General features: G+C 39.9%; 8 protein-coding genes. 4 read left to right on the forward strand and 4 right to left on the reverse strand.

Features of this window, described 5'->3' with window-relative positions; translation table 11 throughout:
- Positions 1-26: 26 nt before the first annotated feature.
- Complete coding sequence (locus AC2JBO_RS08070; protein ID WP_496953159.1) at positions 27-395, reverse strand: glycosyltransferase; 369 nt, start codon at positions 393-395, stop codon at positions 27-29.
- 21 nt (positions 396-416) lie between these two features.
- The gene (locus tag AC2JBO_RS08075) at positions 417-1,043 is read right to left on the reverse strand and encodes a glycosyltransferase (RefSeq protein WP_496953115.1); all 627 of its coding nucleotides are present in this window, start codon (positions 1,041-1,043) and stop codon (positions 417-419) included.
- A gap of 513 nt (positions 1,044-1,556) precedes the next feature.
- Between AC2JBO_RS08075 and AC2JBO_RS08080 the strand changes: the two genes are divergently transcribed.
- From AC2JBO_RS08080 to AC2JBO_RS08095, 4 genes are all read left to right on the forward strand, one after another.
- Complete coding sequence (locus AC2JBO_RS08080; RefSeq protein WP_496953116.1) at positions 1,557-3,140, forward strand: FAD-dependent oxidoreductase; 1,584 nt, start codon at positions 1,557-1,559, stop codon at positions 3,138-3,140.
- A 695-nt stretch (positions 3,141-3,835) separates the two neighbouring features.
- Positions 3,836-5,194 (forward strand): DUF2252 domain-containing protein, encoded by a 1,359-nt coding sequence (locus AC2JBO_RS08085; protein ID WP_496953117.1) that lies wholly within the window; start codon positions 3,836-3,838, stop codon positions 5,192-5,194.
- Positions 5,195-5,754: 560 nt separating this feature from the next.
- Complete coding sequence (locus tag AC2JBO_RS08090; RefSeq protein WP_496953118.1) at positions 5,755-7,344, forward strand: FAD-dependent oxidoreductase; 1,590 nt, start codon at positions 5,755-5,757, stop codon at positions 7,342-7,344.
- A gap of 242 nt (positions 7,345-7,586) precedes the next feature.
- Entirely contained in the window at positions 7,587-7,799 is a 213-nt protein-coding gene (locus tag AC2JBO_RS08095; RefSeq protein ID WP_496953119.1) for a CAB/ELIP/HLIP family chlorophyll-binding protein, read from the forward strand.
- A gap of 76 nt (positions 7,800-7,875) precedes the next feature.
- On the opposite strand, the gene AC2JBO_RS08100 is transcribed toward AC2JBO_RS08095, so the two are convergent.
- Together AC2JBO_RS08100 and AC2JBO_RS08105 are read right to left on the reverse strand one after the other, a co-directional pair.
- On the reverse strand, positions 7,876-8,340 hold the full coding sequence (locus AC2JBO_RS08100; RefSeq protein WP_496953120.1) for a hypothetical protein: 465 nt from the start codon (positions 8,338-8,340) through the stop codon (positions 7,876-7,878).
- Between the two features lie 534 nt (positions 8,341-8,874).
- A complete protein-coding gene (locus AC2JBO_RS08105; protein ID WP_496953121.1) occupies positions 8,875-13,194 on the reverse strand; it encodes an ATP-binding protein in 4,320 nt (1,439 codons plus the stop codon).
- Positions 13,195-13,397: the final 203 nt, after the last annotated feature.

Below are 13,397 nucleotides of genomic sequence, written 5' to 3' on the forward strand. Positions count from 1 at the left end.
AATTTTGATAACTAATGGTTAACAAATTACTTTAAAGATTTTACTAATGTCTTTGTTTGTAGTTGTTCGATAATATCAACTGCATAACTAATTCCTCCTGTACGGTTAATTGCTTGCTGTAATTCTAATGCACGTTTTTTATACTGCGGTTGTATTAGTACTTGCTTGATTGTTTCTCGCAATTTAGGCGCCGTAAGTTGTGAGAAATTGATTAACTCTCCGGCGCCTGTCCATGCAATTCGTGCGGCAACTCCAGGCTGGTCGTCAGTAATAGGAATAGCAATCATTGGCACACCATAGCTAAGTGATTCTAAGGTTGTATTAAGTCCTGCGTGAGTTATATTCAAAGCTGCTTTTTGCAGTAATTCTAATTGAGGTGCATATTTTACTACTATTGGTTGACCAGGTAAGTTCGGTCATGCTTCTGGGTTTAAACCTCCACCCAAAGAAATTACAAGCTGTACATCTAATGTGGCACAAGCTTCAGCGATACAGTGAAAAGTATATTTAGAACGATTTTGCAACGTCCCCATTGAAGCATAAACCAAAGGTTTTCCGTTTAGCTTCTCAAATGGAAAATCAACTTTTTGCCGTCCTTCTGGTTCGTGAAATGGCCCTGTAAAGTAGAAATGCGGTGGTAGGTAAGAGTGAGGAAACTCAAATTCGGGAAAATGTCGAGTAATAATAGCTTTGTTTGAGAATAAATCGTTTGTGTTTGATATAGCTGGTAAGTTATATTTTTTTCTATATTTAGATATCACTTCCCAAACAGGCTTAGAAATACGATTAAATAGACTATACGCTGTATTGTTACGGACAGGCGCCCACCATGCAGGGTTATATTGCCAAGTTGTAGCGATGGGGGGAACGGTTTCGTGTTGATAAAATGGTAATAAACAACATATTGTCGCAAATGGCAGGTTGAGAATATCAGCAACAGTCCCACCTTCAAAAACAGACAAGTCTACTAAAAGCACTTCGGCGCCAGCTTCTTTGATAGCCTGGGGAGTATCACGCAATCCGATTTGTGTCTTTTGCGCCATCTGAGCAAAAGTATCGCACAACGCAGCAATTCCCGCTGTTTTGTAGGAGTGTCAGATTTAAACGCTTTTCCTAAGTACTCTTTTTCACCAATACCTCGAAAATTAAATCCTAATTCAACAGCCCTTGCTTTTGCTCCAAGAGTGCTAAAAATAGTCACAGTATGGCCGCGTCGCTTTATTTCACGTCCAATGGGGAATACAGTGTTCAAATGTCCGGTTGCTTCTAAACAGATGATACCGAAGTGAGTCATAGCAGTTGCTTTTAGTACTCTGGCTATTAAAATTAATACCAAAAAAACAGCTATGACTACGGATGCATGATGACAGTTTTTCAGGCGCCATATCAAAAGAGTACTGAGTAGAAAGTGCTGAGTGCTGAGTAAAGTTAGGAGTTAGGAATTTACACTCAACACTCAGCACTCAGCACTTAATAAAATCGTCATCCGGAATTGCACTGATTTCTGTTGTTTATTTTTTTAGAATATTAAATAACAATACAATTGAGAAATACCTATGCCAAATACTAATACTCCAACTCGCATATATGACATAATTGCTTTCGGTGATGAAGTCCCAGGTATTCTGGCTTTGGTTTGTGCAGCGCGCGAACATTTTCGTCGCACTAATAAATATCCACGCTCGCTATTGTTGTTCAAAGGTAATTCCCAACTCGGTATCGGTGGTCATTTGGTTCGTGGTGGTTTGTCCTACTTAGACCGCTCGGTTGTACCTGCTAATATTCGCAGTCAGTATGGTTTGGCTGTATATGGTGATGAGTCAGATATATATAAAGAATTTTTAAGACGTACTGGTGTAGTTCAGGTCGCGCTTGACCCCAAAAAAGCTGACGCTGTTCTACGGCAAATGTTAAGCGAAGTTAAAGCGGATATTCTTAGCAATGCTGATATTGCGTCGGTTACTAAACAAGGACAAAGTATCACAAGTATTCGTCTTACTAATGGTGAAACCTATGCAGCAAAAAATTTTATTGACTCTACAGTTAACGCTGAACTAGCTGTTGCAGCTGGTGTAAGTAAGCTCAAAGGGTTTGAAACATTTGGTTTACCGAACTCGGAACTTTCGGTGACACTGACTTTTGAAACTCAAAGTTTGAGTGTGCAAGCACTGAAAAATGTAGAAATGCAGTTTATGGAGCGTCTTGCTGATGTTAATGATATTGAAGCACAAAGATGGATACATACGGCAGCAGGTAGAGACCGCAGACGCTTCTCCCAATTGCAAGAGCCATTTATAAACAATAAAGACGACCTCAGTAAAATTGCGATGTATGCAGGTAGCGATTATATAGATGTTCGTAGCTTTGCACTTTCAATTGCCTACCATGCATTCCGAGGTACTGCCTTATCATTAGAGCAAAGCAGCGCTGTGTTAGACAAAGCAAACATTGCCGTTTTCCCTGACGGTAGAATGTCTTGGAACGCTTTATTATTTGATGTCAACGCCGACCAAGCTGAAGCTTTAGCGCGCGGTGATGCCAAAGCCACACCAGAAATGCTCAAAGAGATGCAGTTACTAATTCAATGGTTTAAGAGTATCGGCGCCACTGCCGTTACACCAGCACCAGAATTATACATCCGTCATGCAGGTAACGTTGAAGGTGCTGTTGACCCACTAACAGGCGCCGAAATGCTCAAAGGTGGTGTACCAGCATCCGAAGCACTAGGAACATTTGGCTACCACTTTGATATCCGTGGAGGCATTGAAGGATTAGGCGCCCGTGCATCAGCAAAAGGCTTAGGTGAAGTAAAATTAGACCCACCACTATTCAACGTCGGCATTCAACACGCAATACTAAAAACTGTACCAAACATAGCAGTTATTAGTCCAGCATCAGGATTTGAAGGTTACGCATCCTCCGCAGGAAGAATTGTAGAATTTAATTGTGCAGTTGGACAAGGTATCGGTATTGCAGCAGCACTAGCGTTAGTTAGCAACCGTAACCTTAACCAAATTTCAAACAAAGAAGTGCGTGATGTCTTAGCTAACACAGGGAAACTATCAAAAATCTACGGTCAACCCGATGCACAACAAGATATTGCCAGCTTGGACAATTTCGAGAACGTTTTAGCCGCATAATTCGATTACAGTTGTAGCATAGGCGTCTCGCCTGTGCTATAGTCAGCGTGACGCTAACCTACATGTAATTCTTTGTACCACCAATTTTAATGATGTAGAATATTGGTATGGAAAAATTAAGTTTATAGCCCCCCTTATTAAGGCTACCATGTACACATCTTTTTATCATTCTTATATTCCTTCCCTTCGCGTACTTCGCGTACTTTGCGGTTATTTTTTTACGAACCGCAAAGCACGCAAAGGCGCAAAGAAAGAGAAGAAAAGTAACTTTTAGAGACTTGTGTGTACACCGTAGCTTATTAAGGGGAGAAAAAGGTAGTTTATAGCCCCTTATCAAGGGGGGTTGGGGGGATCGAATTCTATCCCTTGTAGTATTTCACTCACTCTATAAATAAGATAAATACAGATTCTTGGAAAATTATCGGTGCCACAGATCAAACTTATCTTCAGGTTGTTTTGCTTCTGCAGGTGCTGAGTATGAAAAAGACGAGCAAATATTAATAATGAGCAAAGCTAAAGCTATTCTTAACAACTTGGTAAATACCATCTTTTATACCTTATTTTAAACTTTGTTACTTATAATGCTAGCTATGGAAACAAGCCATAGCTACTCGTACTTCCCCCGAATCTTTTATAAAGATTGTAAAAGCCCGTAAAAATAAAAAAGTAACTATTCTCATTCTACGAGCGTACAAATGTCCTCAAACCAATCATCCACAGATCAACGCGCGGTAGGTAAAGCATTACGTGCATCTGTTCCTCGCTCATCTCATGCAACCCCAGCTTTCACGGCGCCAGCAAAAAATCGTCCCGACCCAATAACTTTGTTAGAAAAATCTAACGAAGGGCGATTAGAAAATTTAATACCCATTCGGTATGGACGGATGCTTAAGTCTCCGTTTACTTTCCTTAGAGGCGCCGCAGTTGTCATGGCGACAGATTTGGCAACAACTCCGACTACTGGTATAAATGTACAAACATGCGGAGATTGTCACCTGCTTAACTTTGGTGGATACGCAACACCCGAACGCAATTTGGTTTTTGATTTAAATGACTTTGACGAAACTTTACCAGGCACCTGGGAGTGGGATATTAAACGTTTAGCAACAAGCTTTGTAGTCGCTGGTCGTCATATTAATGTTTCTGCAATCCACTGTTTGGAAGCAGCACGCACTGTAGGTCGTTCATACCGAGAACATACGGATAAATATGCGACTATGGGCGCCTTAGAGGTGTGGTATTCACGTATTGATGCCGATATACTAAAGGAATTTGCTCAACATCCGAAGCATAAACAACGAGTTGAGAAATATGTACAAAAAGCATTTACGCGCACTTCCACGGGAGCATTGCCCAAGTTTACCGAAATGGTTAATCATCAATGGCGCATCGTTGATAACCCACCACTAATGTACCACTTGGCGCCACATGATTTATTAGAACAGGAAATTCAATCGGTTTTTCAGCAATACCGTTCCTCCTTGCGCGACGATTTACATGTTCTATTTGACCGCTACCAATTAATTGATATTGCCATAAAAGTTGTAGGAGTTGGAAGTGTTGGTACACGCTGCGTTATCGCTCTTTTAATGACCGAAGATAACGAACCATTATTTTTACAAATGAAAGAAGCTCGTCCTTCTGTATTAGAACCATATGCACAGCAAAGCATTTATAAAAATCAGGGTGAACGTGTCGTTACAGGTCAACGTATAATGCAAGCAGCAAGCGATATGTTTCTTGGTTGGACACGTAGCGAATCTGGTCATGATTTTTACGTTCGACAGCTACGGGATATGAAAATTGGTGTTGATATTGAAGATTTATCTGCTTTGGAATTAATTGGTTACGCTAATTTATGCGGGTGGGCACTAGCACTTGCTCACGCGCGCTCAGGCAATAGTAAAATCATAACAGGCTATCTCGGTAAAAGTGACGTTTTTGATATAGCTCTTGCAAACTTTGCTGTTGCTTATGCCGACCAAACCGAATCTGACCATCAAGCACTAGTAGCAGCAGTAAAATCTGGAAGAATCAAAGCAATTGAAGAGTAGGTTGGCTTCGCTATCGAAGTCAACAGTTGTAAAGTTAATATAATATTTCACAGCTTATCCAAGGTAAAATTTCGAGGATTTTTTAAAATGAAGGTGCCGTTTTCCTTAATTAAATCACCTGTACAATAAATCGGCGCCCGTTCTTGATAAGCTTTTAAAGCCTGTTTAACTTCGGGGCTATCTGCATCTCATGTTATTGTGGTATAAATCTATCAAACGGGCAAGGATGCCCGTTCCACAATGTACATACTTAGTTCCACAATCTAAATATTTAGTTAAGATTTGTGAAAATATAAATTAATAATTTTACTATTCTCAGTAATAATTTACACTAGTTTTTTACAATGCTATAGAGATATTTAGGCGCCGAGCAATACAGTGCAGAGGACACAGCATTTATACCTAAAGTAATGGTTAATACGTCAAGGAAATATTTTCTAAGTACAAATTAAAATTAGCCGTAAAAAATCACCCTATAAGGATACCCATTTTTGCCTGAAAGATACATAACACGTTGTTAATTATGTACAGAGGGTATAAGTATAATAGGGGAATGACGTATGTATGGAGTAGAGGCATCTGCGCCGTCAGGGAATCGGAATTACGACATTATTTGTTTTGGTGATGAAGTTCCAGGGATATTAACGCTTGTCTGTGCTGCACGAGAATATTATCGTCGGACTAATAGCTATCCACGCTCGCTTTTGCTGTCTAAAGGTAATTCAAAATTAGGGATTGGTGGACATCTAGTTCGCTCTGGTTTAGCATATCTAGAACGTTCTTCGGTTCCCAATACAATTCGACAAGAGCGGAAGCTAGATATATTTGGTGACCCTGCTGCTATTTATAAAGAACTTTTAGGTCGCGCGGGGGTAGAGCAAGTAGCACTCGACCCAAGTAAAACAGACTGGGTATTGCGCGAGATGCTGCGCGAGATACATACTGATATTTTAAGCAGTGTTGAAATTAAATCGGTTGTTAAACAGGGACAAAAGATACTTGGAATTAAATTGACGAGGGATGAAACTTACTTTGCCAAGCATTTTATCGACAGCACTGTAAATGCAGAATTAGCTCAAGCTGCGGATGTAAGAAAATTCAAAGGATTTGAAACTATTGGTTTACCAGATTCTGAACTTGCTGTGTCCCTGGTGTTTGAAACCCAAGGTTTGAGCGTTGAGCGACTGCAAAACATTGAATATCAATACCTGCAACGTTTTACAAATCCTCAAGACAAAGAAGCACAGGATTTGATAAATCTTGCTGCGGGAGGAGATGTCAACTACGCTTCCCAGTTGAGAGCAGACCTTGTTGATAAAAAAGGCTATCTCAAAACGATGGCTGTAGGTAAAGATTATATAGATATTCGCAGTAAAGCTTTATCAATTGCCTATCATGCGTTTCGCGGTACGAAGCTTGACATCAACGCTAGTCCCGGAATTTTTGACAACGGTAATGTTGCCTTGCTGTCACGAGTAAGAATGTCATGGAATGCTTTGTTATTTGCTGTCACTGCTGACGAAGCTGAAATCAGAGCGCGCGCAAAAGCACAACCAACACGAAAAATGCTCGATGAAATTTTGTTTATTACTAGATGGTTTCAGTTGCTTGGCGCCAGTGAAGTCAAACCTGCCAAAGAATTATATATTAGTCACGTAGGTAATATCACTGATGTTATTCAACCACTTACAGGCGCCGAAATGCTAGCGGGTGGTGTTCCAACGAACGAAGCTGTAGGCACTTTTGGCTATCACTTTGATGTACGTGGTGGTATCGATGGTTTTGGTGAACGCGCGATAAATAGAGGTTTTGGGAATCTCGCTTTCCTATCACCTCCATTATTCAACATCGGCATTCAACACGCATTACTAAAATACATTCCTAACTTAGCTGTAGTCAGTTCCTGTTCAGGATTTGAAGGTTACGCTTGCTCCGCAGGTCGAGTAGTTGAGTTTAACTGTGGAGTTGGGCAAGGTGTCGGTATTGCCGCAGCTATTGCGTTAGTTCAAGAACGCGAACTTCATGAAATCTCAAACAAAGAAGTGCATGATGTACTTCTTTCCACAGGTCAGCTTTCCCAAATATACGGTATCACCGATGAAACTGCTGCCGCACAACTTAATGAGTTTGAACATTCTATGACCGCGTAATTTAGTGCTGAGTGCTGAGTGCTGAGTGCTGAGTGCTGAGTGCTGAGTGCTGAGTGCTGAGTAGAGATTGTGATTAATCCCTACGGGAAAACCTCAGGTTTACACGTCTCTACTATATTTCTCTGTTTATGGGTTTCTTCTACATTTTTATACGGGTTACAACACTTCCTAGTTTTGTCAAACTATTGCAATAATTGTTTACAAAGCTTAACAAATATTTACAAACGTGAAAGGAGGGTCAAATGACAGGAAAAGGTTTCAGTATGAACGAGCGCGCGCGGCTTAATAGTCGTGCAATTGAGCCAAAAGTCGATGTCGATGAAACTCCAGAGTTTGACTTTACCAAGTATGCGGAAAAAATGAACGGTCGTATGGCGATGATTGGTTTTATCTTGTTGGTAGCAGTAGAAGTATTAACGGGACACGGAATGATTGCTTGGTTAAGCAATACATAAGTTTAGATACAAATTGGGGCGCCTGTTTTGCGAATCTTGTTTAAAAGAAATCGGGTTTTTTAGGAAACCCGGTTTCTTATTGCTGAAGGGGATTGATAAAACTCCACGCACCATCAGATTTCTTAATCATCCAACCCGTAACTTGATACTCTTGATTATCTTTCAGATAAATAAGCTCGGTACGGTGTTGCTCTAAAGACGTAGGCAAACCTTCACATGCTTTGACTGCGATTTTTTCGTAGTTTTTATTTTGATCTAAAGAAAAGTAGTCAATTGCTTTTTTATCGTTATTTGACTTGATAATCTGAGCGTAGTCTTGGTCTACGAGCTTGGATTCTGTATTAGCTGGGAAGTAATAATAAGAATTTGAAGCAGTATCTTTATCTTTGGAATCTTTGGAATATACCTTACAAGCAAAAAAGCCACCATGTGGTTCAACTCTCACAGGTTTGAGCAATTGTGGATTCTTAGTAAAGTTAGAATCAGTGGAGTTGGAATTTGTCGAGCATCCAAAAATACATGTATAAATTAATACAAACATAGAGTTTAATAAAAGTATCTTATACAAATTATTCATAATTATTGATACAAGCTACAGCACGTTTTCATTGAAACCCCCGTAGTTTAAACAACAGCATCTAGGGAGATGCGAGATTGCCACTAAATAAAGGGTATGATGTAATACCTGATAAATGTCTGGGTAATTACTCACCAATGTGACGACGTACCATTAAAGCTTGTTTCCCTAGAATTACGCAAGCAACTAGGATATACCTAGCAGTCGGACATCATAGGTGTTTAAGATTCCCGACTTCGTAAAAGTTGTCGGGAATCTGACCACCCGCAACCAAGTAGTCGTCGTTTTCTAAGAGGTGAAATGTATTGCAACTATTAGTTTGAATGATGGAACTGTTTGCTTAACCAGTAGTACCAGTGGCGCCAGGTTGAATAATCACCAAAAATCGTACTACCTGTTTGCTTAATCAATAGAACACAAATCTAATCGATAAATTATTGGTTACAAATAAAAGTAAGGTGCGTGAAGGCTACCAGTACTGCGCTTCATTTTCAAATTTTAATAGCCTTCACGCACCCTACTATGTTTATCATCCGTTGCCAGTAATTTACAAACAGCTTCGAGTAATTCCTCTGGGTCTACAGGTTTGGCAATGTGATGTTGAAAACCTGCTGCTAACGCTTGCTGCTTATTTGTTTCACCCGCATAAGCTGTTAATGCAATTGCTGGTACTTGCTGTATATTTTCCTGTTTTTCCCAAGTCCGTACTTGTTGTATAAACATGTACCCATCCATTTCTGCCATGCCAATATCGCTTAGTATAAGACTAGGCTGAAATTTTAATAATACTTGTAAAGCTTCGCCACCTGATGCCACTGTTGTAACTCTAGCTCCAGACTCTTCTAAGATAAACCTGAAAAATTCGAGATTGTCTACATCGTCATCCACAATTAGTATATTTATATTATTAAGAGGTAGAGTATCTAAAGACGCATCTAGTGAGTTTGTATTTGCTTCTTGGGTTTGCGCCAACTCTTGTATCAAGGGTAGTCTAACTGTAAAAGTGGCGCCAAGTCCATAACCTGGACTTTCAGCTTTAACTGTTCCACCATGCAATTCAACTAAATATCGAACAATTGCTAAACCCAAACCTAAACCACCAAATTTTCGGGTTGTAGCACTATCTTCTTGACGGAAGTGTTCAAATACATAAGGTAAAAAGTCCGCGCTAATACCTTTACCATTATCGCTCACTGAAATTTGAGCTTGTTTATTTACACATTCCAAACAAATTTTAATATGTCCAGTAGGGGGTGTGAATTTAACGGCATTTGATAAAAGGTTCCAAATAATTTGTTGTAAACGCCCAGCATCACCTAGCACCTGTCCAATTGAGTTAAACTGAGTTTGAATTTGGATATTTTTCGCTTCTGCTGCTAAATGCACGGTTTCAAGTGCTGCCTCAATAGTAGGTATTAAGCTAACACTAACCATATTCAGGCTAATTTTACCTCGTAAAATCCGTGAAACATCAAGTAAGTCTTCGATAAGTTGTGCTTGTAACTTAGCGTTGCGCTCAATTGTTGAAAGCGCATTTTTTAAAGCTGTTTCGTCAAATGTACGAGTTTGTAATAATTTTGCCCAACCAAGTATAGGATTGAGGGGAGAGCGTAATTCGTGCGATAATACTGCTAGAAATTCATCTTTGATTCGGTTCGCTGTTTCTGCTGATTCGCGCGCGGCTTGCTCTTGTTGTAATAAGCGTTCAAGTTCAGCTTCTGCTTCTTTACGTTCGGTTATATCCCCTACTGTACCTATCACTCGTAAAGGTTTTTTTGTAGTAGCATCGCGCCAAATCTTTCCCCTTGCCCAAATCCAACGAATAGCTCCATCTAAACGACGAATTCGACACTCAAAGTCCCAAAAATCACCCGATGAAAGCGCGGTTTTGTATTTGATATCAACAGACGCACGGTCTTCGGGCAGTACATGTTCTAGAAATATTTTATAAGTCCATTCTGGCAGCAACGACTCATAACCAAATATTTGGTCGTGACGCAACGAACGCTCTGCTGTGTTGTTAACAAGGTCTAAATTCCATTCTCCTAAACAAGCAACATCAAGCGCAAATTCTAAACGTTCTTTTCCTTCAAGTAATGCTTTTTCCGCGTTCTTACGCTCTGTAATATCTCGGTAGAAAATGTTAAGTCCATCAGACATTGGATAAGCATGAATTTCAAACCACAAATCATAAACAGGCTTTTGATAATAACGATGTTCAAAATGAACTGGAACTTGTTGTTCCATTGCCCGACGATATTGATACTCTACATTACTACCAATCGAAGCAGGCCATTCCTCCCAATGAGTTTTACCAAGAACTTCCCTTCTAGGTTTACCATTAATTCTCTCTGCTGCTGCATTTTGATAAATAATTCGCCAATCTTTATCCAATGCAACGTATGCATCAGTCATACTTTCTAGAAGTTGAATTAAACGTTTATTAATTGTCTCAACTTCCTGACGTAACACTTGCTCACGTTCTAATGATTGTTTGCGTAACCTTGCTAAATTTAATGTTGCTGTTACCCGTGCCAAAAGTTCACGAGCCGAAAAAGGTTTAATTAAATAATCATCCGCTCCTGCTACAATCCCTTCAACGCGCGACTCCTCACCCGCACGCGCACTCAACATAATTATGGGAATATCTTTAGTATCAGGATTTGCACGCAGTTCTTGCAATAATCCAAAACCATCAAGTCCCGGCATCATTACATCTGTTAATACCAAGTCTGGAAGTTGATTTTTAACAGCAGCTAAAGCCGTAATTCCATCTCCTACTGCCTCAACTTCAAAATTTTCACTCAGCAGACGCTTGACATAATCACGCATATCTGAATTATCGTCTGCCAGAAGAATACGAGGATAATCAGTGCTGAGTGCTGAGTGCTGAGTTCTGAGTGTAGAGATGTGATTAATCACGTCTGTACAAATTTCATTAATTACGTCTCTACCAAATTCTGATTGATTACTCAGCACTTTTAACTCAGCACTTTCTACTTGTTGAGGTAACCAACGTAATGCTTCTTCAACATACGATGCGGCGCCTATAGCTGTTGAGGTTTGACTGCGAGTTGCGGTAATACGGTCGCTAGGAAGATGGTCACATCCTCTCTTGATTAAAACGGTAAAACTAGTACCTACATCTACAACACTTTCTACATGTATATGTCCACCGTGCAGTTTTACTAACTCTTGCACCAGTGATAGTCCAATTCCAGAACCTTCTAGTGAACGTCCTTTAGCTCCTTCTACCCGATAAAATCGTTCAAATAAATGGGCTAACTCTGTCGATTGTATACCAATACCAGTATCACGCACTTTTAGCTCAAAATAATCATCCACCAAATGCAACGCGACTTCTATTTCTCCTGTAAAAGTAAATTTGAAAGCATTAGAAATCAAGTTAAGGACAATTTTTTCCCACATTTGACGGTCTACATACGCCGTTTGGCTTTGTGGACAACTTACTATTAATCGTAATCCTGCTTTTTCGATAGCAGAACGAAATACACTTGCTAGTTCCGCTGTTAGCGCTGCTAAATCTGTCGGTTCATAAACAGCTTGTATACGTCCAGCTTCGATGCGCGAAAAATCAAGCAGGGTATTAACGAGTTTGAGCAAGCGTAGACCGTTACGGTGAACTAACTCTAGTGTTTGACGCTGTTGCGGTGTAAGTAAGGTATCTTCTAGTAAAGTATCTTCTAATGGAGATAGTATTAACGTTAACGGAGTTCGTAATTCATGGCTAACGTTACTAAAGAAAGTTGTTTTGGCTTTGTCAAGTTCTGCTAAAGCTTCTGCGCGACGACGTTCTGCTTCGTATGCGTCTGCATTGGCAATTGCAGTTGCAACATTACCAGCAACTAATTCAAAAAATCTTTGGTAAACATCATCATAACCACGTTGAGGACTAATCCCCATTACTAAAAATCCAGCTAGCTGCTGTTGCCCTGATTGAACTATTGGCATTACAGCACAAGACTCTGACGGTATACCCCAAATACTATTTGGCAGCGTATCAAAGAGTGGCGCCAGTTCCGAGATAACTATTGTTTGTCCTGTGTGAAAAACCTGGGCTAAATTCCAAACATCGTTCTCTTGTGTTAAGTTTACTTCTTGTGGACACGAGTTTGTTGCTGTGTCAATGCCAACTTTACCTACCAAACGCGCTTTATTTGCTTTTACTAAATATAATAAAGCAAAACTCACATCGTGAGGATTATTAGACAACGTACTAATAGTCAAGTTGCAAGCTTCTTCAACACTCTTTGCTTTGGATGTGTTTGCTGAAAGTTCACGCAATGTCCGTAAATGCCGCTCACCAATTACACGCTCTGTAGTCTCTGTTACAGCAGTAAATACACCTCCTACTTCTCCCGTCTCAATCATAATTGGACTATAAGAGTAGGTAAAATAAGCTTCTTCTATATAACCATATCTATTGATTGGCAAGTACAAGTCATCCGACCACGTAGCTTGTCCTGTATTTAATACACTATTAAGCTGCGCTCCAATAATATCCCAATTTTCTTGCCACATTTCATATCCTGGTCGTCCCAATGCTTTTGGGTGTTTGATGGGACCAAGAATTGGGCGCCAAGCGTCATTGTAAATTAAAACAAGTTCTCGTCCCCACCAAATCACCATTGGGAACCGCGAATACAAACAAATATTTACAGCAGTTTGCAAACTCTGTGACCAGTTTTCCTTAGAACCTAGCGCTGTTGTAGACCAATCCATATTTTGCACTAGTGTCACCATTTCACCTTCAAAAGAGGAGAGGTTATTGGGACTAACTGGCTTGACCTCTGTCATAAGTAATGCTTACCGCCTATAATTACGGTATTTTAAGGGATTTCAGCCTAATTCGGCTCTATCTGTAGTAGTACTACTTTAACAAGATAATTTATCTTATTCATAAACGGCTATAATCTTATTTCTTGCCAGCTACAAATATGGCGCTGATCACAAATATAGTTAAACCCAAATATGTAAAAACTGTCGCCCATTCTTCCACA

The organism is Calothrix sp. CBUCES-K 9914 (genome assembly GCF_059640475.1).

Bases quoted from the DNA above. Each gene is read 5' to 3' on its own strand.
- AC2JBO_RS08075 (WP_496953115.1), bottom strand. From the start codon at position 1,043: ATGGCGCAAAAGACACAAATCGGATTGCGTGATACTCCCCAGGCTATC.
- AC2JBO_RS08080 (WP_496953116.1), top strand. From the start codon at position 1,557: ATGCCAAATACTAATACTCCAACTCGCATATATGACATAATTGCTTTC.
- AC2JBO_RS08085 (WP_496953117.1), top strand. From the start codon at position 3,836: ATGTCCTCAAACCAATCATCCACAGATCAACGCGCGGTAGGTAAAGCA.
- AC2JBO_RS08090 (WP_496953118.1), top strand. From the start codon at position 5,755: ATGTATGGAGTAGAGGCATCTGCGCCGTCAGGGAATCGGAATTACGAC.
- AC2JBO_RS08095 (WP_496953119.1), top strand. From the start codon at position 7,587: ATGACAGGAAAAGGTTTCAGTATGAACGAGCGCGCGCGGCTTAATAGT.
- AC2JBO_RS08100 (WP_496953120.1), bottom strand. From the start codon at position 8,340: ATGTTTGTATTAATTTATACATGTATTTTTGGATGCTCGACAAATTCC.
- AC2JBO_RS08105 (WP_496953121.1), bottom strand. From the start codon at position 13,194: ATGACAGAGGTCAAGCCAGTTAGTCCCAATAACCTCTCCTCTTTTGAA.